The organism is Dietzia kunjamensis, from assembly GCF_045689975.1.
Lineage (GTDB): Bacteria > Actinomycetota > Actinomycetes > Mycobacteriales > Mycobacteriaceae > Dietzia > Dietzia kunjamensis.
Genome location: NZ_CP143297.1, coordinates 2,741,499 through 2,765,000 on the forward strand (window position 1 = coordinate 2,741,499; position 23,502 = coordinate 2,765,000).

General features: G+C 71.2%; 25 protein-coding genes. 5 read left to right on the forward strand and 20 right to left on the reverse strand.

Translation table 11 applies throughout. The features are described from left to right. Positions 1-25 precede the first annotated feature (25 nt). The gene (locus tag VZF99_RS12840; RefSeq protein ID WP_407334978.1) at positions 26-739 is read right to left on the reverse strand and encodes a DUF3558 family protein; all 714 of its coding nucleotides are present in this window, start codon (positions 737-739) and stop codon (positions 26-28) included. Between the two features lie 144 nt (positions 740-883). On the opposite strand from VZF99_RS12840, the gene VZF99_RS12845 reads away from it, so the two are divergent. Continuing rightward, positions 884-1,849 carry a WXG100 family type VII secretion target gene (locus VZF99_RS12845; RefSeq protein WP_407334979.1) on the forward strand — a complete coding sequence of 322 codons (966 nt, stop codon included), beginning with the start codon at positions 884-886 and terminating at the stop codon, positions 1,847-1,849. Between the two features lie 14 nt (positions 1,850-1,863). After that, entirely contained in the window at positions 1,864-2,049 is a 186-nt protein-coding gene (locus VZF99_RS12850; protein ID WP_069388623.1) for a hypothetical protein, read from the forward strand. A gap of 26 nt (positions 2,050-2,075) precedes the next feature. Here VZF99_RS12850 and VZF99_RS12855 read toward each other — a convergent pair whose 3' ends face one another. Next, positions 2,076-2,693 (reverse strand): hypothetical protein, encoded by a 618-nt coding sequence (locus VZF99_RS12855; protein WP_407334980.1) that lies wholly within the window; start codon positions 2,691-2,693, stop codon positions 2,076-2,078. 204 nt (positions 2,694-2,897) lie between these two features. Here VZF99_RS12855 and VZF99_RS12860 point away from each other — a divergent pair, with 204 nt between their 5' ends. Continuing rightward, the gene (locus VZF99_RS12860) at positions 2,898-4,262 is read left to right on the forward strand and encodes a DUF222 domain-containing protein (RefSeq protein ID WP_407334981.1); all 1,365 of its coding nucleotides are present in this window, start codon (positions 2,898-2,900) and stop codon (positions 4,260-4,262) included. 20 nt (positions 4,263-4,282) lie between these two features. Here VZF99_RS12860 and VZF99_RS12865 read toward each other — a convergent pair whose 3' ends face one another. The 12 genes from VZF99_RS12865 to VZF99_RS12920 all read right to left on the reverse strand — a co-directional run bounded on the left by VZF99_RS12865 (position 4,283) and on the right by VZF99_RS12920 (position 16,871). Further along, complete coding sequence (locus VZF99_RS12865; RefSeq protein ID WP_154829844.1) at positions 4,283-5,143, reverse strand: cytochrome c biogenesis CcdA family protein; 861 nt, start codon at positions 5,141-5,143, stop codon at positions 4,283-4,285. Next, positions 5,140-5,748, reverse strand: a complete 609-nt coding sequence (locus VZF99_RS12870) for a TlpA family protein disulfide reductase (protein WP_407334982.1) — start codon at positions 5,746-5,748, stop codon at positions 5,140-5,142. The genes VZF99_RS12865 and VZF99_RS12870 overlap by 4 nt, the downstream gene beginning before the upstream one ends. 3 nt (positions 5,749-5,751) lie before the next feature. Then, the gene (locus tag VZF99_RS12875; RefSeq protein ID WP_167457911.1) at positions 5,752-6,372 is read right to left on the reverse strand and encodes a histidine phosphatase family protein; all 621 of its coding nucleotides are present in this window, start codon (positions 6,370-6,372) and stop codon (positions 5,752-5,754) included. Between the two features lie 284 nt (positions 6,373-6,656). Beyond that, complete coding sequence (gene hemL, locus VZF99_RS12880) at positions 6,657-7,967, reverse strand: glutamate-1-semialdehyde 2,1-aminomutase (RefSeq protein WP_119193150.1); 1,311 nt, start codon at positions 7,965-7,967, stop codon at positions 6,657-6,659. A gap of 84 nt (positions 7,968-8,051) precedes the next feature. Then, on the reverse strand, positions 8,052-9,974 hold the full coding sequence (locus VZF99_RS12885) for an alpha/beta fold hydrolase (RefSeq protein WP_407334983.1): 1,923 nt from the start codon (positions 9,972-9,974) through the stop codon (positions 8,052-8,054). Positions 9,975-10,226: 252 nt separating this feature from the next. After that, positions 10,227-10,469: a hypothetical protein gene (locus tag VZF99_RS12890; RefSeq protein ID WP_067713619.1), complete on the reverse strand. Its 243-nt coding sequence runs from the start codon at positions 10,467-10,469 to the stop codon at positions 10,227-10,229. Continuing rightward, positions 10,466-10,987, reverse strand: coding sequence for a hypothetical protein (locus VZF99_RS12895; protein WP_253002415.1), 522 nt, complete (start codon positions 10,985-10,987; stop codon positions 10,466-10,468). Before VZF99_RS12895 ends, VZF99_RS12890 begins: the two co-directional genes overlap by 4 nt. Next, entirely contained in the window at positions 10,974-11,630 is a 657-nt protein-coding gene (locus VZF99_RS12900) for a hypothetical protein (RefSeq protein WP_407334984.1), read from the reverse strand. Before VZF99_RS12900 ends, VZF99_RS12895 begins: the two co-directional genes overlap by 14 nt. Beyond that, positions 11,627-12,667: a porphobilinogen synthase gene (gene hemB, locus VZF99_RS12905; RefSeq protein ID WP_407334985.1), complete on the reverse strand. Its 1,041-nt coding sequence runs from the start codon at positions 12,665-12,667 to the stop codon at positions 11,627-11,629. Before hemB ends, VZF99_RS12900 begins: the two co-directional genes overlap by 4 nt. Positions 12,668-12,829: 162 nt before the next feature. Next, the gene (locus VZF99_RS12910; protein WP_407334986.1) at positions 12,830-14,473 is read right to left on the reverse strand and encodes a uroporphyrinogen-III synthase; all 1,644 of its coding nucleotides are present in this window, start codon (positions 14,471-14,473) and stop codon (positions 12,830-12,832) included. Positions 14,474-14,535: 62 nt separating this feature from the next. Next, positions 14,536-15,552 (reverse strand): hydroxymethylbilane synthase, encoded by a 1,017-nt coding sequence (hemC, locus tag VZF99_RS12915; protein ID WP_120286042.1) that lies wholly within the window; start codon positions 15,550-15,552, stop codon positions 14,536-14,538. Beyond that, the gene (locus VZF99_RS12920) at positions 15,549-16,871 is read right to left on the reverse strand and encodes a glutamyl-tRNA reductase (protein WP_407334987.1); all 1,323 of its coding nucleotides are present in this window, start codon (positions 16,869-16,871) and stop codon (positions 15,549-15,551) included. The genes hemC and VZF99_RS12920 overlap by 4 nt, the downstream gene beginning before the upstream one ends. A gap of 382 nt (positions 16,872-17,253) precedes the next feature. Here VZF99_RS12920 and VZF99_RS12925 point away from each other — a divergent pair, with 382 nt between their 5' ends. Next, positions 17,254-17,604: an HNH endonuclease gene (locus tag VZF99_RS12925; RefSeq protein WP_120286044.1), complete on the forward strand. Its 351-nt coding sequence runs from the start codon at positions 17,254-17,256 to the stop codon at positions 17,602-17,604. A gap of 63 nt (positions 17,605-17,667) precedes the next feature. Here the strand turns inward: VZF99_RS12925 and VZF99_RS12930 are convergent, their stop codons facing one another. Next, positions 17,668-17,937: a glutaredoxin family protein gene (locus VZF99_RS12930; protein WP_407334988.1), complete on the reverse strand. Its 270-nt coding sequence runs from the start codon at positions 17,935-17,937 to the stop codon at positions 17,668-17,670. Between the two features lie 73 nt (positions 17,938-18,010). Between VZF99_RS12930 and VZF99_RS12935 the strand changes: the two genes are divergently transcribed. After that, a complete protein-coding gene (locus VZF99_RS12935; RefSeq protein ID WP_407334989.1) occupies positions 18,011-19,270 on the forward strand; it encodes an HAD family phosphatase in 1,260 nt (419 codons plus the stop codon). A 36-nt stretch (positions 19,271-19,306) separates the two neighbouring features. Here the strand turns inward: VZF99_RS12935 and VZF99_RS12940 are convergent, their stop codons facing one another. The 5 genes from VZF99_RS12940 to proC all read right to left on the reverse strand — a co-directional run bounded on the left by VZF99_RS12940 (position 19,307) and on the right by proC (position 23,487). Next, the gene (locus VZF99_RS12940; protein WP_120286045.1) at positions 19,307-20,440 is read right to left on the reverse strand and encodes a lysophospholipid acyltransferase family protein; all 1,134 of its coding nucleotides are present in this window, start codon (positions 20,438-20,440) and stop codon (positions 19,307-19,309) included. Then, complete coding sequence (locus tag VZF99_RS12945; protein WP_407334990.1) at positions 20,437-21,633, reverse strand: NAD-dependent epimerase/dehydratase family protein; 1,197 nt, start codon at positions 21,631-21,633, stop codon at positions 20,437-20,439. The genes VZF99_RS12940 and VZF99_RS12945 overlap by 4 nt, the downstream gene beginning before the upstream one ends. Before the next feature lie 222 nt (positions 21,634-21,855). After that, on the reverse strand, positions 21,856-21,957 hold the full coding sequence (locus VZF99_RS12950; protein WP_003855542.1) for a 30S ribosomal protein bS22: 102 nt from the start codon (positions 21,955-21,957) through the stop codon (positions 21,856-21,858). 182 nt (positions 21,958-22,139) lie between these two features. Further along, positions 22,140-22,361, reverse strand: coding sequence for a helix-turn-helix domain-containing protein (locus VZF99_RS12955; RefSeq protein WP_067718677.1), 222 nt, complete (start codon positions 22,359-22,361; stop codon positions 22,140-22,142). 283 nt (positions 22,362-22,644) lie between these two features. Beyond that, positions 22,645-23,487 carry a pyrroline-5-carboxylate reductase gene (gene proC, locus VZF99_RS12960; protein WP_185950866.1) on the reverse strand — a complete coding sequence of 281 codons (843 nt, stop codon included), beginning with the start codon at positions 23,485-23,487 and terminating at the stop codon, positions 22,645-22,647. Between the last annotated feature and the right edge of the window lie 15 nt (positions 23,488-23,502).

The following is a 23,502-nucleotide window of genomic DNA, read 5'->3' on the forward strand; positions in this document are numbered from 1 at the left end:
ATCCCAGGCTCGAGGTTCACTGCCATCAGAAGTCACCCTCCGGTACATACTGCATGACGGGTTCAATGATTTGATCGAGCGCATCGCAGGCGTTCACTGACCGCTCGCCACGAAACTCGCGCAGCACCGACATCAGTGCGACGTTCACTGCTACTCCGCCTCGCGAGGTAAAAAACACCTGGTAGCAATTTTCATCTCCACGGTCTCCAACTTCCGCCGCCCGGAGACTCGGCCTTCCTTGAACGATCGATTGTGAATCGATGGGAACGAGTCTTGAGTGGTCCAAGAATCCCTGTCGGTCTTGCCAAGTTCCCACCACTCCGAAAAGAACTTCATCGTTCTTCCATCCGCAGGCATATAGCTCATCTGGCCTGTGATGGTGGACGAGATCATCCGGTTGAACAGCGGTGCCGACAGCTTTTTCGACAGCCTCGATCGGGATCTCGGCACACGGGTCGAACAGGGCGGGCCGCTGCTCGATCGGCAGATCCCAGGGATTGCCCGGCTCCTCGGCTGCGGTTGGGCTCGTCGTCGTCGACGGATCTTCTCCCCCGTCAGCCGACGCGCACCCGGACAGCACCACACCGGCGGCCACCACCGCGGCTACGACCGCTCTACTTTTCCCCACAACCTGTACGACGGGCCGAGCCGCCGAACGGTTCCCCCGACCTGAGGTTCGCGGCGCCAAATCGCGTCGCCGCAGGCCGGAAGGGGCGTCGTCAGGTCGGTAGGCGCTCACGATCAGAGATCATCGCAGTCGTCGCCAGCCGACGGGTGGGTCATCACAGTGCCGGGCCCAGAGATTTCTGTGCCGGATGCGGAACCGGACGGTGGGCTCGCGACGTCGTACCTGGTGATGGACAAGCTGCAGAGAGGGCGAGGCGTGAGTTACACGATCGGGCTGATCAGTCGTTGGGACACCACCGCGCTGACCGCCGCCGGGGACGCCATTGCCACCCGTCGTGCCACTGCAGAAGGGTTACGGACATCCTTGGCCGACGGGCGGGACACGCTTTCCGAGGGCTGGTCCGGCGTCGCCGCAGACGCGGTCATCGACGCCGCCGAAACCGAGAATTCACACGTCACCAAACTCGCAGACGGACTCAAAGACCTCACCGACGCCCTGTCCCGAGCCGAAGCAGCCCTGCAACCCGCAGTCCAATCGGTACGCGACCGAGTCCGGGACGCCGTCAGTGCCGGACTGGTCGTCGGCCAAGACTCCGTCGGCCCCGCACCAGGCCGCGACGACATCACCCAGGACACCGTCAACGCCCGTGCCGAAACGATCCGCATGGCCCTGGACACCGTGCGGTCGCTCGACGAGCACTACGGCCGCGAGATCGACCTCGTGGCCACCCGGCTCCACGATGCGATCCCGCCCGAAGTCGACCGGCGACCGATACCGGGAGGGTCACGAAACGGTTGGTTTGGCGCAGTCGACGCCGTGACCGGCGCGGCCGGCTACGGGTTCCCCATAGCGGCCGACGAGCTGGACCCCGAAACTCGTGGAAAACACAAGCTCAACCCTGTTGCGGACGCCCCCGGAAGGGCGTGGGCTGGCGTCCTACGCGGCCTCGGCAGAGCGGCCGGCCCTGCCGGCGCAGCCGTCACTATCTACGACGGCGTCGAGGGATACGCAAGGGGCGAGACCTCGGCTGCTGAAGCGTCACTGGAGACAGTAAGCGCTCTCGCCGGTGGCGCCACAAGCGGTGCGGCGCTCGGGGCCATGACGGGCAGTGCTGTCGGCCCACTTGGCGCGATCCTCGGCGCTGGCGTCGGCGCAGCGGTCGGCAGCTACTTGGGAAAGAAGGGGGGAAGTGCGGTGTTCGACCGATACTTCACCCCGTGACTAGGAGGAACCGAATGGACGACGACAAACCTTCCCTCAACCACAAAATTCGCTGGATCTGGCTAAGGCCGCCGACCTGGGTTGCATTCACTCACAACATCCGCCTAATAGTGGCTAACGACCCCTCGGTCGTCGTTCGAATTTTCGGAGGTCTGGCGGTTATCGGCGGGGTGATCATCTGGGGCGAGTTCTTCGCCTGACTGGGGGCCAGCGGCGCAGGCTCGTATCACTCGTCGAGAAGATCTCTGCATTCCTCTTCGGTCGATTGCTCGAGGCACTCCATCCACCGAACCTGGTCGTCAACCCAGGGATGCCGCGGTTCCTGTCCGACATCCTGACGCCACACGTAGTTGTCGCACAGGATCGCAACGCCACTGGCGTCGACCGCCCTGCGGCCGATATCCGCTCCCATGCACTCCGCACCGAGGCGTGGCCCCGCCTGCCGCATCGCCTCCTCGACTGCCGGATTCGGCGCCAACTGCGGGTCACGCGACCACGCGGCACCGTCGGTGTACTGCAAACGGGCGCAGAAGGCGGTCACGCCGTCAGCGAAGACGGCCAACGCACCGCGGGGCCCGCACTCAGCACCCTCGGCCACGATCGCCGGGGTCGGCGCGGCAGGACTGTGGGGTGTCTCGTAGAGCGTTGTGGAGGTCGGTGTTGCGATCTCCTGCGAAGTGGCCTTTTCGGCTGTGGTCACAGTAAATGCCGACGAAGTGGCGGAGGTGGGCGCCGGCCCCGGCGCATCATCAGCACCTCTTCCGAAGTCGCCGCACCCGGACACGACGATGAGCACTGCCGTCAGCACACCGGTCACACTCACTCGCTCCGCGGCCACGTTCATGTGATCAGTATTGACACCGTCATCGTGGTGGGAGGCCTATTACACAAACCAGTTCGCGCAGTCCCCCGCAAGGCCAGCTGAGTCCGGGCGCAATCGGGCGAGTAGTCCGCGAGCACGCGGCGGTGATGGCACCGGCTTTCTTCTTTCACTGACCCGAACTGGGACGACCCGTTCGTGTCGTACCTAGGTGATCTAATCGAACACATGAGCGACACCGAGATGCGAGCCACGGCCAGCAGGGAGCTGACCGCCGCGCTGTCCGCGCTCGATGCCCACCTTGAGCGCGACTGGGCGGATGTGTCACCGGCCGAACTGCACGCCGAACTGGTCGCCCTCGAACAGGCCCAACGCCGCATCCGCGCCTCCCAGGCCCGCGTTTTGGCCACCGCCCGCACCTCGGGTACCGCACGGCAGATGGGATTCGTCAACGAGCGACAGATGCTCACCGGCGGCCTGGGCCTGGCCCCCGGGGAGGCGCGCGGCCGACTCGACGACTCCGCCATCGCCGACTCCGCCCGCATGCGCGCCACTGCCGAGGGCACCCTGTCCGCCGGGCACCTCAAGATCATCAACGCCGCCCTGGCAGCCCTGCCCGACGACTACGACGACGAGGCGCGCGCACACCTGGAAGCGCAGCTGATCGCCCTGGCCGCCGACCAGTGCACGACCCGCCGCCTCCAGGAACACGCGCACCTACTCCTTGACGCTGTCGATCCGGGGCGCACCGAGCGCGGCGCAGCAGAGCGGGCCCGCCGCCGCTCGGTCACGTGCGGCGGCCAGGGACTGGACCTGATGGCCAGCGCGGCGATGACCATGGACCCGCAACTGGCCGCGCTGATGCGCGAAGTCCACGCCCGATGGGGCCAGCCCGGCCGCCTGTGGCCCGACCCCGAGGAGAAGGACACCCGCACCGACGGTCAACGCATGCACGACGCGATGGTCCACGCCCTTCAACTGGCCCTGTCCGCAGATGCCGCCAAGACCGGGGCACCGGCGGCGATCGTGGTCCGCGTGGACCTCGACCAGCTGGCCACGCTCGCCGGCTGCGGCGAGACCGACGGCGGGATCCGCGTACCCGTGCCCCAGGCGCTGGCCATGGCCCGCGGCAACCACTGGTTCCTGGCCCTGTGCGACAAGGAGATCGACCTGCGACTGTTCCGCAGTCGCCGCACCGCCTCCCGCTACCAACGCCTGGCCCTGTTCGCCGCCTACGGAGGCTGCACACACCCCGACTGCGACCAGGACGCCCGACACTGCGAAGCCCACCACGCGGGCAGACCCTGGGCCGCCGGAGGCCTCACCAATATCGACGAACTCGCCCTGGCCAGCGGCGACTGCCACGCGATGATCCACGACACCGGCTGGTCCACCATCCCCGACCCGCGCGCGCCCCAGGGCGTCAGGTGGATCCCACCCGCTGGAACCCCCCGCGCGGCCGACCCGCCACGGCCCAAACCCGGACCACCACCACCGTCACCACTCGAAGCGCCGATACTTCCGTTCGCGCTCCTCCACGACTTCGACGCCGCAATCACGCAACGCCACGACGCAGTCCGGGAGGCGGCGTGATGACGCCCGGCGTGGGTGGGTCAGATGGGCAGCGTGGTGTCCGAGATGGCGAAGTCGCGCAGCCAGTCGATGAACAGCGCCCACCCGCCGGACAACAGCAGCAGACCCACGATGATGAGCATGACTCCGCCGAACACCTGGATGGTCCGGGTGTGCTTCTGCAGCCAGCCGACGGTCCGCATCGCCCAGGTGGAACCGAACGCCACGACGACGAAAGGCAGACCCAGACCGAGGCAGTAAGCCACGATCAGCAGCACTCCACGCGCCGCGTCGACCCCGGTGCCCGCGGCGACCGAGAGCGCGGCAGCCAGGGTCGGCCCCAGGCACGGGGTCCAGCCCAGGGCGAACACGGCGCCGAGCATCGGGGCGCCGATCCAGGTGGACAGCGACTTGGGCTGCATGCGGGTGTCCCGCTGCAGGGTGGGGACGAGGCCGATGAAGACGAGCCCCATGAGGATCGTCACCACGCCCCCGAGACGCTGCAGCAGCTCTTGCTGGGGTGCCAGGTACTGCACGGTGCCCAGCACCATGGCGCTGAGCATCACGAAGACCACGGTGAATCCGCCAACGAACAGCAGCGACGCGCCCACCACACGGGCGCGCGAGGACCGTCGGGTGCGGCGCTCCTCCATCGTCAACGTGGCGGTGGCGGCCCGCTGGCGTTCGGCGGCGGCAGCGGTAGCCGGCGGACGTTCGGCGCCCACGACGCTGGCGAGGTACGCCAGATAACCGGGCACCAGCGGGATGACGCACGGCGAGGCGAACGACACGAGGCCTGCCAGGATGCACGCGCCCAATGCGAGCAGGATCGGGCCGCTGGCCACGGTCTGCTGGAACGTCTCCCCCACACTCTGTGCGAGCAGGATCGTCTCCGGGTTCACGTCTGGTCGACCTCCTCGGCGAGGAGCTCGCTGACGGTCTCGCGCAGCTCGTCGTCGGTGATCTCGGCCAGGTACACGGCGGCCACCCGGTGCTGCTTGTCGAGGATGATCGTCGCCGGCACCACGGACGTCGGGAAGCCCCGCAGCGCGGCGACCGCGGCGTTACTGGGATCCCAGATCGAGGGGAACGTGATGCCGTTGTCCTTGACGAAGTCCACCGGCTTCTGCCGGTTGGGGTCGCGCAGGTTGATGCCGAACACGGTGGCACCCTGGGGCTCGAATTCCTCCTGCAGGCGCTGCAGGTCGTCGGACTCGGCCCGGCACGGTCCACACCACTGGCCCCACAAGTTGAGGATCACCACCTCGCCGGCGAAGTCCTCCTGCACGGTGAGTGTGCGGTCCGGGTCGAGCAGGTCGGGACCGGTGAGCGTCGCGACGGGCTTGCGCTCGGCCGGGGGGTCGTAGTGGATCTCGATCTGCCCGTCGGGGCTGACGAACTCGAACGTCTCCGGGCCCACCACCACGGCGTCGTCGCCGGTCGCACAGCCGCCGACGAGGGCGCCGGTCAGCAGCAGCGCGCCGAGGGCGGCCTTGGGCTTGCGCATGATTCAGGCTCCAGTCTGCGACGGGTCGGATGCCCCCGCCGGTTCCGAATAGACGATGTCGCGCAGTGTCGTGCCCTCGAACACCAGCGAGGTGATCGAGGCCAGCGAGCACTGCCGCTTGCGCGGGTCGTGCCACAGGCGCCGCCCCTCGAGGAAGCGGCGTGTGGTGTAGACCGGCAGCTGGTGGCTCACCAGCACGGCTTCGTGCCCGCGGGCGGTGTCGAGGGTGGAGTACACGGCGCCGATCATGCGGTGCGCGATCTGCAGGTAGGGCTCACCCCACGACGGCCGCAGCGGGTTGAGCAGGATCGGCCAGTACTGCGGGTCGCGCAGGGCGCCGCCGGGGCCGCCCACCTTGCGCCCCTCGAAGCGGTTGTCGGCTTCGATGATGTCGGCGTCGATCCCCACCGGGAGTCCCAGGGCCTCGGCGAGGGGGGCCGCGGTCTCCTGTGCACGCTGCAGCGGCGAGGCGACGATCGACACGATGTCGTGCCCCTGCCCCAGCACCCGGCCGACGGTCTCGGCCTGGCTCCGCCCCAGCTCGGACAGTCGGAACTCGGGCAGTCGCCCGTAGAGGATGCCCTCGGGATTGTGGACCTCACCGTGACGCACCAGGTGCACGATCGTCTGCGTCTCGCCGGCGCGAGCCGAGGTGTCACGAGGGGTCGACGACGACGAGACCGGCTGTCCCGGAGCGGCGATCGTCCCCGGCTCGGCCCCGTAGGCCGCGGACCCCTCCGGCTGCGACTCGAGGGGCGGCTCGGCCGGGGTCGCGGTGGCCCCGGACCCGCCCAGCGACGGCGGCGCCACGGCGGGGGCGGGATGATCTCCCCGGAGGGGGATCGGCAGTGAGGTGGGTCCCGTCGACGGGACGGCGAGCCGCCCGCGCAGTCCTCGTCCGCTGCTGCTCATCGGCCCGTCTCCGGGGCGGACGCCGCGGCGGCAGCTTCCGCGGCCACCGGCAGCGCGTCGGAGATGTGCTGGAAGTCGTCGTCGGTGAGCGCGGTGGAGACGAACCAGGTCTCGAACGCGCTGGGCGGAGCGTAGATGCCGCGGTCGAGCAGCGTGTTGAAGAACGGCGCGTAGCGGAAGGTCTCGGCGGCTTTGGCCCCGGCGTAGTCGGTGACCTGATCCTCGGAGAAGAACACGCTGAGCATGGTGCCCGCCCGCTGGATGGTGTGCGCGACACCCGCGGCCTGCAGAGCGTTGCTGATCAGCGCCTCGAGCCGGTCGGCGTTGGTCTGCAGCGTGTAGTAGCAGGAGTGGTCGGCCAGCCGCAGGGAGGTCAGTCCCGCCGCCACGGCGACGGGGTTCCCGGACAGGGTGCCGGCCTGGTAGACGGGGCCGGCGGGGGCGAGGGCGGCCATGACGTCGGCGCGACCTCCGAACGCGGCGGCGGGCAGCCCTCCGGACATGACCTTGCCGAATGTGGTCAGGTCGCCGGCGACACCGTCGATCCCCCACCAGCCGCGGTCCCCGGCACGGAATCCGGTCATGACCTCGTCCATCACGAGCAGTGCCCCGTTGTCGGAGCACAGGGTGCGCAGTTCCTCGTTGAAGCCGGGCAGCGGCGGGACGGTGCCCATGTTGCCGGCGGCGGCCTCAGTGATCACGCAGGCGATCTCGTCGCCGTGGTTGGCGAAGGCCACCCTGACGGCGTCGATGTCGTTGTACGGCAGCACGATCGTGTCGTGGGCGGTCGCGCCGGTGACGCCGGGCGAGTCCGGCAGCGCGAACGTGGCCAGGCCCGACCCGGCGTCGGCGAGCAGTGCGTCGACGTGTCCGTGGTAGCACCCGGAGAACTTGACGATCTTGGAGCGGCCGGTGAATCCGCGGGCCAGGCGCACGGCGCTCATGGTGGCCTCGGTGCCGGAGTTGACCAGGCGCACCTCGTCGACGGAGGTGCGGGCGACGATCTCGCGGGCGAGGTCGACCTCACCCTCGGTCGGGGTGCCGAAGCTCAGTCCGCGGGTGGCGGCGTCGCGGACGGCGTCGACGATCTCGGGGTGGGCGTGCCCGTGGATCATGGGGCCCCACGAGCAGACGAGGTCAATGTAGGTGTTGCCGTCGACGTCCGTCATGCGGGAACCCCGCGCTTCACGCATGAAACGCGGGGTTCCGCCGACGGAGTTGAAGGCGCGGACCGGGGAGTTGACTCCGCCGGGGATCAGCTCGCAGGCCTCGGCGAAGAGCTCGGCCGATCGGGTGGTGCCGGACATGCCGGACGGGGTCTTGAAGGCATCACTCGAAGAGGTCACCGGACCAGTGTCTCAAAGTCCGGCCGCGAGCACCCCCTCGCGGTCTCAGCCCTGCGGCGGAGCCGGCGGGGCGAGGGGGGCGAGCAGCGACTTCGCGGCGGCATCGACCTGCCCGGCGAAGGCGTGCACGGCCTTCTCCGCGTCGGCGACTGCAGTCTCCGCCTGCTGCTGCAGTTCCTGCGGCGTGGGCAGCGGTACGGGTGCGGGCGCCGGCGCGGCGACGGACCCCGAGGCGGGCATCGGCGCGGCGACGGAGCCGACCGCCGGGGCCCCGACGGAACCGGTGCCGGCCGCGTTCACGGCGCCGGTACCGGCGTCGCGATGTGTGCCGTACCAGTCGTCAGCACCGGCGACGGGAGCGGACATGCCCTGCTGGGCGGCGGCGATGCGCTCGGCCTGGCCCCACTTCGGCAGCGGCTCCGGCGACGGCTTGCCCGCGACGTGGCCGGGCTCGGCGATCCCGGTCTCCAGGAACTCCATCACGAGCTTGTCGACGGCCTCGTTGCCCATGCGGAAGGTGCCGTGGTCGCCGCCACCGACGGTGACCAGTGCGCCACCCATGGCCTCGGCCACGCGGTGCGCGCCGGCGATGGGGGTGATGGCGTCGTCCTCGGAGTGCAGCACCAGCGGCTTCTCGTCGAGGGCGTCACCGTTGGGGCTGATGGTCTTGGCGACCGGATGCCAGCCCACGCAGTCGTCGCCGGCGGCCTCGACGGCGGCGCGGGCGGTGAGGCGGTTGCCGCCGGTGTACTTGTCGGCCTTGGCCGCGATGACTCCCAGTTGGTCGGCCGGGGCAGCGGTCTCGTTGCAGGTGATGATCGAGTTCATCTCGATGTCGGTGCGGTACACCGGCGAGCGGTTCTCCTGCGCGGCCAGCATCAGGGCCACGGTCTCGTAGTCGACACGCGCGATGGTGCCGCCGTCGTTGTAGTACTTGAGGATGTGGGCGAGCATCGGCCAGGCCTGCTCGGAGTAGGTGGCGCCGATTGTGGCGTCGTAGAGCCCAGTGGTGGCGTTGTTCGTCAGCCCCTGCAGCGCCGCGGCGCGGGCGAACCCCTCGACGCGTGCGCGGGCGGGGGCGGTCCCGTTGATCACGTCGAGCGCGGGCTTCTCGACGGCGCTGCCGCGGAGCTCCACGGGCAGGTCGCCGGTCTGCGCCGGCGGCGGGGTGAGGTTGGCGGGGCCGCCCACCTCCTGGTCGGTGACCCACTTCCAGGAGTGGAAGACCTTCAGCGGGGTGTCCCCGAGGCCGTAGTAGTCGTCGCGCTCGGCGATCCAGGCGAAGATGTCGTTGACCCGCTGCTCCTGGGCGAGCGCACCCTGCTCTGCCTGTGTGTTCCAACGCCAGTCGGGGTGGGTGTTGGAGTCCAGCACCATACGGCCGGTGGCCTCGGGGAACAGGGTGGCGAAGTCGGTGCCGATCGCGGTGCCGTAGGACACGCCCACGTAGTCGACCTCTGCCAGCTCAAGCGCCTCGCGGACCGCGTTCATGTCGCGGGCGGCGTTCTCGGTGGTCATGGACTTCATATACTCGGGGTCGGTCCCGTAGCACGCGTCGTGGAGCGGGTTGACCGTGTTCGGGCCCACGTAGTCCACGTTGCAGACCATGGGATTGGAGCCGTACAGCCCGCGGGGCTGGACGGCCACGAGGTCGTGGTTCTCGTACAGGCCGGCCGGGTTGGCGCCGTCGAGGGCCGGGCTCCAGAAGTTCAGGGCGTAGTTGCCGGGCCCGCCGGGGTTGCCGAACACGGTGGAGCGCGCCTGGCCGGACGAGGCCTTGATGCGGGTGAGCGCGATCTGGGTCTTGGCGGCGTCGGGCGCAGTGTAGTCCACGGGGACCTCGACGGTTCCGCACTCGAGACCGGCGGGGACGTACTCGGCCTCGATGCCGAGCATCTCGGTACAGTCCTGCCATTCGACCTGGGCGGCCGAGGCCACTCCCGATCCCAGAAGTGCGATCGCTCCCACGACCGCGGTGGTGCCAACGAAAGTGCTGGAAGGCTGCACCGATCCCCGTTTCCCTGTGCTGTAGGCGTCACTCCGGCGAATCGGACGCATCGACCACTCAATTTTACGAGCGTCACATGCGTCCGAACCGCCCCAAATGTAGCCTGTGGCCGACGCCACGACACACCGCCCCGGGCACACTCAGAAAACCGTCATCCGATCGTTACCGCGGCGTTCGCTGCGCCCGCAAAAGCCCTGGCAGAAGTAGATCTGTCAGGATTCGACCCGGGGGGCGCGACGGAGAACCGCGAGGGTGGTCAGGACCATCGTCAGCCCCGCCAGGACGGTCGCGGCCAGGAGCAGCCGGGGATCGGTGTGGATGCGTTCGATGCTGTCCTCGACGGGCGGGTCGATGACCGGCGGCGCGCCCGTCACGATGTCCCTGGCGAACCACCACAACACCACGGCGAGTACAGCGCAGGCGACCGCGGCCACGCCGAGGCGACGCGAGTTCACTCGGGTCCCGGCTCGCGCGGGAGACCGTCGACAGCGCCGGCCAGGGCGGCGTGCAGGGCCGCGGGGTTGCGGGACCAGGCGCGGACCTCGCCCCCGGTGTCGAGTCGCAGACCCACGGCCGCCCGGCGGCGGGGCATCTCCCGCAGCTCGCCGAGGAGTCGGGCCGTCTCCCACGAAGCTTCGGAGTCGTCGGCGGCGGGGAGGGGCAGCACCTCCTCGATCCGGCGCAGTTCGAGCTCCTCGGTGCCCTGGAGGTACACGTCGGGGGTCAGGCGGACACGACCGTGGACGCGGGTGGCGGCGATCATCACGCCGTGGCAGAGGGCGGTCGCGATCGCGCAGATGGTGAGCATCAGCCAGTGCACCGGGGCGCCGGTGGCGAGCTCGAACCCTGCGGCAGCGGCGCAGAACGCGGGCGCCGCGAGGATCCAGGCCCAGCTCCAACCGTCCTCTGCGTACAGGATCGGTCCCTCGGGTTCGATTCCCGGCCGGGCGGCGGTCGGTTCACTTGCCGGCACGCGCGCCGCCTCCCGGGGTCGTGTACTGGATGGCCTCGGCCTTGTGCTGGCGCCACACGGCGGCTGCGGCGCACAGTCCGGCGAGGATCTGGAGGGCGATGACGACGAAGCTGACCACGTCTCCCCGCTCCCCCGAGGTCGCGACTCCGCCGAACACACCGATCACCACGGACACGGCGTCGACGACAAGGAAGATGGCGACGATGTCGAGCATCGTGCGGGCCCACCCCTTGCCCGCTCGCAGCCGGAAGGCCAGCCACACGGTGACGGCGGCGACGATGAGCGCCAGCACCGCCCCGGCCGCCAGAGCGATGGAGAACATGCTCTCGACGGAGACGTCGGCGGACCCGGTGTTGGCGACCGCGTCGCGGAAGGCGTCCCGCGTGGCGGTGGGCAGGTCCCCGAAGCTGGCGGTCGCGGAGTTGATCAGCATGCCGAGCAGTCCGAACGCGGCGGCGGCCAGCCACAGCACCCACGCGGTGTGGATCTCCTCCGGCGGCGGACCGACCGGCTCGGCGGGCGGGGCGATGCCGGGGTCGGTGGGCGGCTCGCCGGGCGCGGGGCTCCCCCCCGTGGCGCCTCCCGCATCGGGGCCCGGTCCGGTCCGGGCGGGCGGGCGCCACGGCCCGCTGCCGCGGGTCACCGGGACCCCCACCCGTCGGCGAGGAGACGCGCGGCGTGCAGGGCCCAGTAGGTCAGGACGATGTCCGCGCCCGCGCGGCGGATGGAGGTCAGCGATTCCATGACGGCCGGGTCGTGGTCGATCCAGCCTCGCTCGGCGGCGGCGGAGATCATCGCGTACTCGCCGGAGACCTGGTAGGCGGCCACCGGCACGTCAGAGATCTCGGCGGTCTGGCGCAGGACGTCGAGGTAGGACATGGCGGGCTTGACCATCACCATGTCGGCGCCCTCCTCGAGGTCGAGCTGCACCTCGCGCAGCGACTCGCGCAGGTTGGCCGGGTCCTGCTGGTAGCTGCGCCGGTCGCCGCGCAGGGACGAACCGACGGCCTCGCGGAACGGGCCGTAGAAGGCGCTGGCGTACTTGGCGCTGTAGGCCAACACCGCGACGTCCTGGTACCCCTCGCGGTCGAGGGCTTCGCGGATGGCGGCGATCTGGCCGTCCATCATCCCGCTGGGCCCCACGACGTGGGCTCCGGCGGCGGCCTGGGCGACGGCGAGGTCGTTGTAGGCGGCGAGCGTGGCGTCGTTGTCGACGATCTGCTCGCCGCGCGGGTCGATGCCGAGCACACCGCAGTGGCCGTGGTCGGTGAACTCGTCGAGGCAGGTGTCGGCCATGATCACGAGGTCGTCGCCGACCTCGGCGCGGACGGCGGACAGCGCGCGGTTGAGGATGCCGTCGGGGTCGGCGCCGCAGCTGCCGGTGGCGTCCTTGTCCGCGTCGAGGGGCACGCCGAACAGCATGATGCCGCCCAGTCCCGCCTCGGCAGCGGCGACGGCCTCGCGCCTCAGCGAGTCGACGGTGTGCTGGACGACCCCGGGCAGCGACGAGATGTCGCGCGGGGCCTCGATCCCGTCGGCCACGAACGCGGGGAGCACCAGCTGTCGCGGGGCGAGCGTGGTCTCGGCGACGAGCCTGCGCATGGCCGGCGTCGAGCGGAGTCGACGCGGGCGCACCAGCGGCGCGGGAACGGACGTGGTCTCGTCAGGCGGTGTCGTCACGACCCCCACTGTACGAAAGTCGCCGGTGGTCGGGCGCGGCGCTCACCCGCGCTGCGCCGGGACGCGGGCTCGTCGACCCCTGAACACGCGCCTGCCCCGCGCGGCTGGTCGGCCGGGCGGGGCAGGCGGTGCTGGCGGTGCGGGCGGCGGCGGGGCTGCGGCTCAGCGGCGCCGGGCGCGGCGGCGCGGGGGCGGCAGTTCGCCGGCCGCGCGAAGGTGGTCGGCGTGCGCGGCGAGGGCGTCGACCAGGTCGATGACGGACGCGTTCTCGGGCTGGACGTCCACTCGCAGGCCGAACTCGGCGGCGGTCTCCGCGGTGCGCGGCCCGATGCAGGCGATGAGCGTGCGCGCGTGCGGCTTACCGGCGATGCCGACCAGGTTGCGGACGGTGGACGAGCTGGTGAAGCACACCGCGTCGAACCCGCCGGTCTTGATCATCTCGCGGATCTCGGCGGCCGGCGGGGCGGCGCGGACGGTGCGGTACGCGGTGACGTCCTCGATCTCCCAGCCGCGGCCCGTGAGACCCTCGGCGAGGGTCTCGGTGGCGATGTCGGCGCGCGGCAGCAGGACCCGGTTGACGGGGTCGAGCACGTCGTCGTAGGGCGGGAACACCTCGAGCAGGCCGAGGCTGGACTGCTCGCCACTGGGCAGCAGCTCGGGCTGGATGCCCAGTTCGCGGACGCGGGCGGCGGTGCCCTCGCCGACGCAGGCGATCTTCACGCCGGAGAAGGCGCGGGCGTCGAGGCCGAACTCGACGAACTTCTCCCACACGGCGCGAACGGCGTTGGAGGAGGTGAACACGACCCACTGGTAGCGGCCGTCGACGAGGCCCTTGACGGCGCGCTCCATCTGGGCGGGGCTGCGGGGCGGCTCGACGGCGATGGTGGGCACCTCGACGGGCACGGCGCCGTGCTCGGCGATGCGGTCGCTCATCTCGGCGGACTGCGCCTTGGTGCGGGGCACGAGCACGTTCCAGCCGAACATGGCGCGCGACTCCCACCACTGGTGGCGGTGACGCTCACCGGCGGACTTGCCGATGGTGACCACCAGGTCCCCGTCCATGTCGCGACCGACCTCGGCCATGGTGGCCAGGGTACCGTCGGCGGACTTCTGGGCACAGAGCGAACCGGAGCAGGTGACGGTCACCGGGGTGCCGGCGGCGAGGCCCTGCTCGGCGAGGCTGGAGGCGGCCTCGGCGAGGTGCCGGCCGGTGGTGCGCAGGACGATCGGGCCGGGCGAGCCGACGAGGGCGGCCCAGTCGACCTTGCCGCGGCCGTCGGCGAACACGTAGCCGGAACCGAGCGCGATGCCGGCGAAGGCGGGCACGGCGGTGGCCTCGGCGACGCCGGGGACGACCTCGAACGGCACGACGGTGCGGCCGACGGCGGCGATCTCGGTGACGGTGGCGTCGGTGGTCATGGGGTCGCCGGTGACGAGACGGACCACGTCGCGACCCTTCTTGGCCTCGGCGACGAGCTGCTTGGCCACGGCGGCGGGCTCACCGAGCACGGGGCGGACGTCGGCGGCGGTGGGCGCGGGCAGGGCCTTGAGACGCTTGATCTCGGCCTTGTCCTCGGCGGCCACGGCGGCGTCCATCTCGGCGCGGCGCGCGTCGAGCAGTTCCTGCGGCACCGGGACCTCGGTGGCGACCAACGCCAGCACGTCGGCCGAGACGTCGGCGTCGGCGAACACCAGCGGGTTGCCGGTGAGGACCTCTTGGGCCCGGCAGGTGAGCATCCCCGCGTTGCCTGGACCGCCGCCGACGAAGCGGACGGTTCCGGGGCGGGTGGTGCGTGCTCGAGTCATTGTTCGTCTCTCCGTGGGGTGGGTGCCGCGCGCTGGCTGCGCGCGAGATGGGAGTTCGGGGATCAGGGATCGGTGACGGTCGGTGGCGCCGTCGTGGATTCCCTCGGTACGAGTGGGGCGCGTTGCTCGGGCGATTCCCCGGCCATGAGGTCACGGGCGCCGCGGTCGAGCAGTTCGGCCGCGAGTCGGCGGCCCAGCTCGTCGGCGGCGGCGATCGGTCCGTCCGGGTGGTCTGCGGTGGCGGTGGTGCCGTGGGTGCGCAGGACGGTGGAGCCGTCGTGGGCGGCCGCCACCGCGTGCAGCGTCAGTTCGCCACCGCTGTCGAGTCCGGCGCCGTCGAGTTCGGCGCGCGCGCCGACCGGGGCGGTGCAGCCGGCCTCGAGGTCGCGCAGGAGCCTGCGCTCGGCGGTGATCCGGACCCGGGAGGGCAGGTGGTCGACGACGGTGAGGGCCTCGGCGGCCTCGGTGTCGTCGGCGCGACATTCGACGGCGAGGGCGCCCTGCGCGGGGGCGGGGAGCATCTCGTCGATGCCGAACCGGTGGGTGGCACGCTCTCCCGCACCGGTGCGGTCGAGGCCGGCCGCCGCCAGGACGACCGCGTCGAGGTCGCCACTGGTGACGTATCCCATCCGCGTGTCGATGTTCCCGCGCAGGGGGTGCAGGTCGAGGTCGGGGCGCAGGGCCGCGAGCTGGGAGCGCCGGCGCGGGGCGGAGGTCCCGACCCGGGCGCCCTCGGGCAGCGTGTCCATGGTGAGCCCGTCGCGGGCGATGAGCACGTCGGACGGGTCGACGCGCGGCGGCACGGCGATGGGGGCGAACCGGTCGTCGGGCGCGGTCGGCAGGTCCTTGTACGAGTGGACGGCGATGTCGCAGTCCCCGCGCTCGAGGGCGGCGCGCAGTTCGAGGGTGAACACGCCCACGCCGATGCGCTCGACCGGGGCCATCACCACGTCGCCGCGGGTCCGCACGATCACCAGTTCGGCCGGGTACCCGGCGGCGATGAGGGCGTCGCGGACGTGCCCGGCCTGGGTGGTGGCGAGGGTGCTGCCCCGCGTGCCCACCTTCAGGGTCCTGCTCATGACGCCTCCTCGCTTCTACCGTCCACCGTGTTGTCCAGGTCGAACAGTGTGCGTACGACCGCCGCGTAGTTCTCGCCGTCCGGTTGGGCGGCGAGTTCCCGGAACCGCACCGTGGGCGGGTGCAGAAGCTTGTCGACGACCCGGCGGACGGTGTTGGCGACCTCGTCGCGGACCTTCTCGTCCATGTCTGGCAGCCGGGACTCGAGCCGGCGCATCTCGGCCGCGACGACCTGCCCACCGCGCCCGCGCAGCTGCCCGATGAGCGGCCCGACGCCGGCCATGCGCTCGGCCTGCGTGTACGCGGTGAGCTCGGCGTCGACGATCGTGCGGGCGGCGTCGGCGTCCGCGGCGGCGGCGGAGGTGGCGGGGTCGGCCTTGAGCGCCTCGATTCCCAGGACGGTCACGCCGGGCAGGCCGGCGACGGCGGGGTCGACGTCGCGCGGCATGCCGAGGTCGCAGATGACGAGCGGGCCGCGGTCGACGCGGCGGGCCAGCGCGGTGTGCACGTCGCCCAGGGTGACGACGGTGCCGACGGCCCCGGTGCAGGTGAAGAGGATGTCGGCGCGGGCGACGGCCTCGGCGAGCCCCGCGAGGGGGAACGCCGTGGCCGGGGTGCCGGAGTCACCGGCGATCTCGGCCAACCGGTCGGCGCGCTCCGGGGTGCGGTTGGTGATCTCGATGTGGGAGATCCCGCCGCGGCCGAGGTGGGCGACCGCCAGGCCGCCCATCGCGCCGGCCCCGAGCACGACCGCCCGGCGTCCGTCGAGACTGCGGCTGGCGCCGTCCGAGAGGATCTCGGCCGCGCGGTCCAGCGCGACGGACACGACCGACGCGCCGGCCGAGTCGATGCCGGTCTCGGTGTGCACGCGCTTGCCCACGTGCAGCGCCTGCTGGGCGAGCCGGTGCAGGGTGGTGCCGGCCGCGCCGATCTCGGACGCCGACTGGTAGGCGGTGCGGATCTGGCCGATGATCTGCTGCTCGCCCACGACCATGGAGTCCAGTCCCGAGGCCACGGAGAACAGGTGCTCGGCGGCGGACTCGGAGTACCGCACGTACAGGTGGCGGCTGAGTTCATCGGCGCCCAGGCCGGAGTGGCGCGAGAGCAGGGTCACGACGTCGTCGAGCGCCGGGTGGAACGCGTCCACGGCGGAGTAGACCTCGACGCGGTTGCAGGTGGTGACGATCATCGCCTCGTCGACGTTCTCGCCGGCGATGAGTTCCTCGGTGAGCCCGTCGCGCTCGGACTCGGAGACGGCGACCGCCTCGAGCAGTGACACCGGCGCACTGTGATGGGACAGCCCCACCAGGAGAATGCTCACAACCGACCCCCGGACGCCAGGGCCTCGGGGGCCCATGCCAGAATGGATGCCAACTCGTCAACTCGGCGAGGAGACGGCCGGAGAACAGACGGGGCCCCGCAGGACGAACTCGCGGAACGCTGGTCCACAGTCGGTCGTCTCCCGTCGGTGTGCACGGCTGCGTACAAGGCGCTCCCATGGCGGAAACACCCTGCCGGGACGGCCGCGGCCTCAAGCCTGCGTACGACCCGTAACGGGCTCCACCGTAACCCGCCTGACACCCCGGGACAAAACCGTGACAGGGGCGGATGCTATATCCGGCCGCCCTCCCGCGGGCACCGTGAACAGCACGGACCGCAGTACGGTGGCATCCGTGCCCCCTCGCCGCAGGTCCTCGTCGACCATGTCCGCCGCGACCCGCGCCCGATACGCGAAGCGTCGTCAGCGGCGTCTGTCCCGCGTCGACAACGACCTCACCGACCCGCAGTGGGCCCGGATCCTCGACGCGTGGAAAGCCTGCGCCTACTGCTCCGCGACCGGGCCCGCGCTTCAGAAGGACTGCGTCCAGCCCATCTCACGCGGCGGGCGCTACACCCTGGAGAACGTGGTCCCGGCCTGCGCGTCGTGCAACGCGAGCAAGCACAACAGCGAGGTCACCGGGTGGCTGCGGCGCAAGAAGCTCGACGAGGGCGCGTTCCTGCTCCGGCACGCGACCATCCTGCGGGACCTGCGCGACGCGCCGCGGGAGGAGTGACCGCCCACCGTCGCGGCCACCGCCGCGCGCACCCCCCGGCACCGCCCGCACCCGTCGGCCGGTTCAGTCCCATCCCGGGAACGGGCCGGCCCCGGCGAGGGTGCCCAGCAGCTCGTCGTCGTCGACCTCCCAACACGAGTGCTCCGCGCCGTCGACCAACACCACCGGCAGGCGGTCGCCGTATTCGGCGGCGAGTTCGCGGTCCGCGGCGTGGTCGACGTCGGTCACCTCGAGCCGGGCGCCCGCACCCTCGCACAGTGGGATCAACTGGCCGTGGACGCGGACGCAGCTGCCGCAGCCCTCGCGGGTCAACAGGGTCACCGTGTGCACCATGGCTCGATAGTGCACCACCCCCTCGGGGCTGCTCTAGGATGGGGTCCCCGCGCCCTTCAGGAGGTCCCGCCCGGTGAACGACTCCCGCCCGGTGAACGACGACGCCGACGACAACGACGACGACAACGCGCCCACCCCCGGCGGCGAGGCCTCCGAGGACGCCGCCGAACCGGTGGAGTCCCACCGCTCCCGGTCCGGCCCGCGGCTTCCCGGTCGTGCCGATCTCGGCTCGGCTCTGGGTCGGCTGCTGTGGCGGCGCCGCGACGCGCGGATCCAGCGGCGCGCCGGTGAGGCCTCTGCCCAGCACGCCGTCAAACTCGAGCCCGGTGCCGAGCCCGGCCCGCCGCTGGCCGACTACGACCCCGCCGAGGGCGAGGGCGAGGGGTCCGGCGCGGGCGCGGGTGCCGGGACCGCCGTCGCCGACCGCCCCGCGGACGCCGTCGCAGAGCGTGCGGCAACCGAGCGTGCGGCAACCGACCGTGCCGCCGCCGACCGTGCCGCCGCCGAGACCGACGAGTCGCTCGAGCCGTTCGTGCCGGACCCGCGGGTCGCGGCGTTCTTCGACGTGGACAACACCCTCATCCAGGGCGCGTCGATCATCCTGCTGGCCCGCGGGCTGGCCAAGCATCGCTTCTTCACCGCGCGCGACGTCGCCGGTTTGGCGTGGTCGCAGGCCAAGTTCCGGATCTCCGGGGAGGAGAACGCCGAGGACGTCGCCGCCGGCCGCGACAAGGCCCTGAGCTTCGTCAAAGGCCGCACCGTCGCCGAGCTGACCGAACTGAGCGAGGAGGTCGTGGACACCTCCATGCTCGACCGCGTCTGGCCGGGCACGCGCTCGCTGGTGCAGATGCACCTGGACGCCGGGCAGCAGGTCTGGCTGGTCACCGCGACGCCGGTGATGCTGGCGCGCGTCATCGCCACCCGGCTGGGATTGTCGGGGGCGCTGGGCACGGTCGCGGAGGAGGAGTACGGCGTCTACACCGGCCGGCTCGTGGGCGACATCCTGCACGGGCCCGGCAAGGCGCACGCGATCGCCAAGCTCGCCGAGGCCGAGGGCTTCGACCTGGCCAAGTGCTACGCGTACTCGGACAGTTTCAACGACATGCCGATGCTCACGATGGTGGGCAACCCGGTCGCCATCAACCCGGATTCGAAGCTGCGCAAGTACGCCTCGGAGAACGGCTGGAACATCAAGGACTTCCGCACCGTCCGCAAGGCCGCGAAGAAGGCGATGCCGGGTGTTCTCGCCGTCGGCGGGCTCGCGGGCGCCCGGGCGGCCGCGCGCTCTTACTACGGCAGCCGCGCGATGGACCGGGCGCGCCGCATCTTCTGACGCGGGTCCGCGCCGGGGCGCTCCCCCGCCGCCGGCTCAGCCGAAGAAGACGCTGCCGCGGCGGGCGAGGTTGCGGAACAGCGTGTTCTGGATGGTCTCGCGGACCTGGTCGGTGATCTCGAAGACCACCATCGGGTCCTCGGCGGCATCGGGCCCCAGGTGCGAGGTCTCGATCGGCTCGCCGAACTCCATCGTCCACTTGGTGGGCAGCGGGATGCCGCCGAGCGCGCCGAGGAGCGGGAACGCGGGCGTGACGGGCATGTACGGCAGGCCGAGCAGCCGCGCGAGCGCCGGGACCTCACCGATCTTGGGGTAGATCTCCTCGGAGCCGACCACCGAGCACGGGATGATCGGCGCGCCAGCGGCCAGGGCGGTGGCCACGAACCCGCCGCGGCCGAAACGCTGCAGGCGGTAGCGGTCGGCGAACGGCTTGCCGAGCCCCTTGAAGCCCTCCGGCCACACGGCCACCACGTGACCGCTCTCCAGCAGGCGCTCGGCGTCGGCGGCACAGGCCAGGGTCGCCCCCGCCCGGCGGGCCAGCGGCGCGGACACCGGCAGCGACATGGCCAGGTCGGCGGCGAGCAGACGCAGGGCGCGTCCGGCGTGGTCGTGGACGGCGACGGTGGTCATCATCCCGTCGAGCGGCAGGACGCCCGCGTGGTTGGAGACGATCAGGCCGGCGCCGTCGGCGGGGATGTTCTCGGCACCGATCACCTCGACCCGGAACCAGTGCTCGAACAGCGGCCGCCACAGGGGCAACCACACGTTGGTGTGGAAGTGCTCGTCGAACCCGAACTCGTCGACCTCGTACCCGCCGGTGACACGGGAGGCCAGGAGCTCGCCGGCGGCGTTGACGGCGTCCGCCAGGGTGGACAGGGCGCTGATGTCGCCGGTCGCGAGCATCGTGTCGACACCGCGGGTCAGTTCGCGGACGGGCGCCAGGACCTCGGCATCGAGGGGCAGTGCGTCGACCACCTGACCGATCGAGCTGCGCAGGGAGGTGAGGAACCTGTCGACGATCCTGCCGAGCTCGGTGGCCGCGGCATCGCTGTTGGTGGTCTCCCCTACGAAGCCCTCGCCGACGGTTCGGTAACCGGGGGCGTCGCGTCGGCCCTCTCCCCAGCGGGGGCCGCCGAGTGGTTGGGACAGGTCGAATTCCGGGCCCTTCACGGCGCCCCCTCCTCGATCGGGTCGGGCTCGTTCGTCTCCGGCCGGTTCGGGTCGGGCTCGATCGGCTCCGGCAGGGCCCCTATCGACTCGAGCTCGCCGATGGTCGAGTTCACGCCCGCGCGCAGTCGGCTGGCCACCGGGCCGGGCAGTCTGCTGGCGATCTTGGCGGTCTTGCGCTCGAGTGCGGCGCGCGTGACGAGGGGCTCGGCCCCCGAGTCGACGAGGTAGGCGTGCAGCGCCTCCTCGGTGGTGTACCGGGGCGTGAACCCGAACCTGGTGCGCATCCGGGTGGTGTCCATGGTGCGGCCGTACCGCAGGTAGCGCAGCTGCGAGGGCCCGATGTCGCGCAGTCCCTGGCTGGAGAGCAACCGCGCCGCGAGTTTGAACGTCTGCGGCATCACCGGCAGCGGGATGTGGCCGGCGCGGCGGATGGCCTGCGTCAGGGTGAGGATGCCGTCGGCCGCGATGTTGTACGTCCCGGGGGGCGCCCCCGTCGCGGCGTGCAGCAGCGCATCGAGTGCGTCCTGCGGGTGCAGCAGCTGGATGCGCGGGTCGTATCCGGCCAGGACCGGTGCGACGGACGGCAGCAGCAGCTCGCCGACCACCGTGGGCTCGGGCAGCCCGAGGATGGCGGGGATGCGCAGGATCGTCACGTCGATGTCCGGACGCTTGCGGGACATCCCACGCACGTACCCCTCAACCGACAGGTGGTCGAGCGGGATGCCGCCACCGGGCTGACGCCGGGCGGCCATGTCCTCGGTGAACATCGCCGGGTCGACCCCCGAGGAGCCGTACACCGAGGTCGACGAGATGAGCACGAACCGCTTGACCGTCGCGGCCCGTCCGCACGCGGCGATCACGTGCATGGAGCCCATGATGTTGGCCTCCTTGACGGCCGCGCGGCCGCCGGGGGCGAAATCGGTGTGGTGCAGCCCGGCGTGCACGACCGTGTCGATGCCCGCCTCACGCAGAATCCCCTGCAGGCGCGGGGACTGCGGGTCGAGGCGCACGAACTCGGCATCGCGCATCCGTCGGCGGTGCTGCGGCGACGGCTTGACCGAGTCGATGGCCAGGACGCGCTCGACGGAGTCGTTGCGCAGCAGCATGCCGACCAGGTGGGTGCCGAGATACCGGCTGCCGCCCACGACCGCGACGGCACGAGCCGGGCTACGGTCGGGCAGTTCGGTGTCCACCCGCCCGAGTCTAACTGCGGACCCCCCTGCCCATGTGCGCGGACCTCACAGCCCGCGCGATCCGGACAACGCCCTGACCCGCCCTGACCCGCCCCGCCCCGGGGTCGACGCCCCACCCCGAGTCGACACCCCGCCCCGAAATACACCGATGCCCGCCACCACTGTCGGTGACGGGCATCCGCTACAGGCGTGAGTCCGGGCGCTACCGAGGCGCCGCCGGACTCACTTACCGAGTTTGCGACGCTGCACGCGGGTCCGGCGGAGCATCTTGCGGTGCTTCTTCTTGGACATACGCTTGCGGCGCTTCTTGATCACAGAACCCATATCGGGGTCACCTACCTGTCGACTACTGGTCTGGGGCCTTACAGCCCGCGAAGGGCCTTGACTTGCGCTCCGGCGCCTGAGAGCGAGCTCGAAAGCCGGGACGGAACCCGTCCAGACTACCTCTCGCTCCCCGCTGCCACGAAAACGGGCCGAACACCGCCCCGCCGGGGCGGTTCAGTGCGTCAGCCCGCGGAGAAGTACGACGTGTCGAGGTACTCGTGCACGGCCTTGGAGTGGACCCGGAACGACCGCCCCACCCGCACGGCGGGCAGTTCGCCCGAGTGGACGAGCCTGTAGACCGTCATCTTGGACACGCGCATCAGCGCGGCGACCTCGGCCACGGTGAGGAACTGCGAGCCCCCCGCCGCCTGTGCGCCGCTATCGGTCTTGTCGGTAGTCGCCATCGTCACAACCCTTCGTGGCACGCGTCGTGCCGCAGGCTTCCCCTCCTGCGGTACGGACACGCACGTGCTGGGTATGAGCCTAGCGTGAATGGTGTGATCAATGCGACGGGAGTGGGCGAATTACATCGACGACACGCCGCCCGATCCGCGCCTCACCCGCCCTGAACTGGGCTTGTGCTACACGAGCGACCCGCCGGGTGGGTCACATCTCACCCGGCGGGTCGGTTCGGTACGCGCACACCCGGCCCGTTCGGTCGCCTCCGCGACGGGCCCGGGTGGCGGGTCAGTCGATCTCGTCGTCGTCGTCGCCATCGGTGGAGGCCAGTGCCAACGCCCGCGACCGCGACGCCGCCGCCTCGACCGCGTCCGCCACCGCCGAGCGCAGTCCCCCAGCCTCCAGCCTGCGGATCGCCGCCGCGGTGGTGCCGCCCGGGGAGCTGACGTTGTAGCGCAGTTCGGCGGGTCCCTCGCCACCGCCGGTGAGCATCGCGCCCGCGCCGAGCGCCGTGCCGGCCGCCAGCTTCAGCGCCACGTCGCGCGGCAGCCCGCGCTCCACGCCGGCGTCGACCATCGCCTCCGCCATGAGGAAGAAGTAGGCGGGGCCGGACCCGGACACCGCGGTCACCGCGTCCATCTGGGCCTCGGTGACGACGACGACGAGTCCCACGCTCTCCATGATCGTGGACACCTGCTCGAGATGCTCATCGCGCGCATAGCGGCCCTTGCAGACCGCGGAGACGCCGTGCCCGACGAGCATCGCCGTGTTGGGCATGACCCTCACGACCGGCGAGCCGGCACTGAGCTTGTTCTCCAGCACGGTCGTCGGCACGCCGGCCGCGAGCGAGACCACGATCGACTCGTGGACGCTGTCGGAGATGGCGTCGCCGATGCGGCCGACCACCGCCGGCACGTCCTGGGGCTTGACGGCCACCACGATCACGTCGGCGCCCTCGCAGCCGATGTCGAGGCTGGTGGACAGGATGTTGTACTTCTTGGCCAACTGCTCGGCGCGGGCCTCCACGGCCTCGACCACCACGATGTCCGACGGCTCGGTCCCGGCCTCACGGAGTCCCGCGATGAGGGCCTCGCCGATGCGTCCGCCACCGACCACTGCGATTCTCGTCATGCCCTTTACAGTGCC

What these genes read in the sequence shown, in the direction of transcription:
- VZF99_RS12850 (WP_069388623.1), top strand. Translation starts at nt 1,864, where the DNA reads ATGGACGACGACAAACCTTCCCTCAACCACAAAATTCGCTGGATCTGG.
- VZF99_RS12855 (WP_407334980.1), bottom strand. Translation starts at nt 2,693, where the DNA reads ATGAACGTGGCCGCGGAGCGAGTGAGTGTGACCGGTGTGCTGACGGCA.
- VZF99_RS12860 (WP_407334981.1), top strand. Translation starts at nt 2,898, where the DNA reads ATGAGCGACACCGAGATGCGAGCCACGGCCAGCAGGGAGCTGACCGCC.
- VZF99_RS12870 (WP_407334982.1), bottom strand. Translation starts at nt 5,748, where the DNA reads ATGCGCAAGCCCAAGGCCGCCCTCGGCGCGCTGCTGCTGACCGGCGCC.
- hemL (WP_119193150.1), bottom strand. Translation starts at nt 7,967, where the DNA reads ATGTCCGGCACCACCCGATCGGCCGAGCTCTTCGCCGAGGCCTGCGAG.
- VZF99_RS12910 (WP_407334986.1), bottom strand. Translation starts at nt 14,473, where the DNA reads ATGACTCGAGCACGCACCACCCGCCCCGGAACCGTCCGCTTCGTCGGC.
- hemC (WP_120286042.1), bottom strand. Translation starts at nt 15,552, where the DNA reads ATGAGCAGGACCCTGAAGGTGGGCACGCGGGGCAGCACCCTCGCCACC.
- VZF99_RS12925 (WP_120286044.1), top strand. Translation starts at nt 17,254, where the DNA reads ATGTCCGCCGCGACCCGCGCCCGATACGCGAAGCGTCGTCAGCGGCGT.
- VZF99_RS12930 (WP_407334988.1), bottom strand. Translation starts at nt 17,937, where the DNA reads ATGGTGCACACGGTGACCCTGTTGACCCGCGAGGGCTGCGGCAGCTGC.
- VZF99_RS12950 (WP_003855542.1), bottom strand. Translation starts at nt 21,957, where the DNA reads ATGGGTTCTGTGATCAAGAAGCGCCGCAAGCGTATGTCCAAGAAGAAG.
- VZF99_RS12955 (WP_067718677.1), bottom strand. Translation starts at nt 22,361, where the DNA reads ATGGCGACTACCGACAAGACCGATAGCGGCGCACAGGCGGCGGGGGGC.
- proC (WP_185950866.1), bottom strand. Translation starts at nt 23,487, where the DNA reads ATGACGAGAATCGCAGTGGTCGGTGGCGGACGCATCGGCGAGGCCCTC.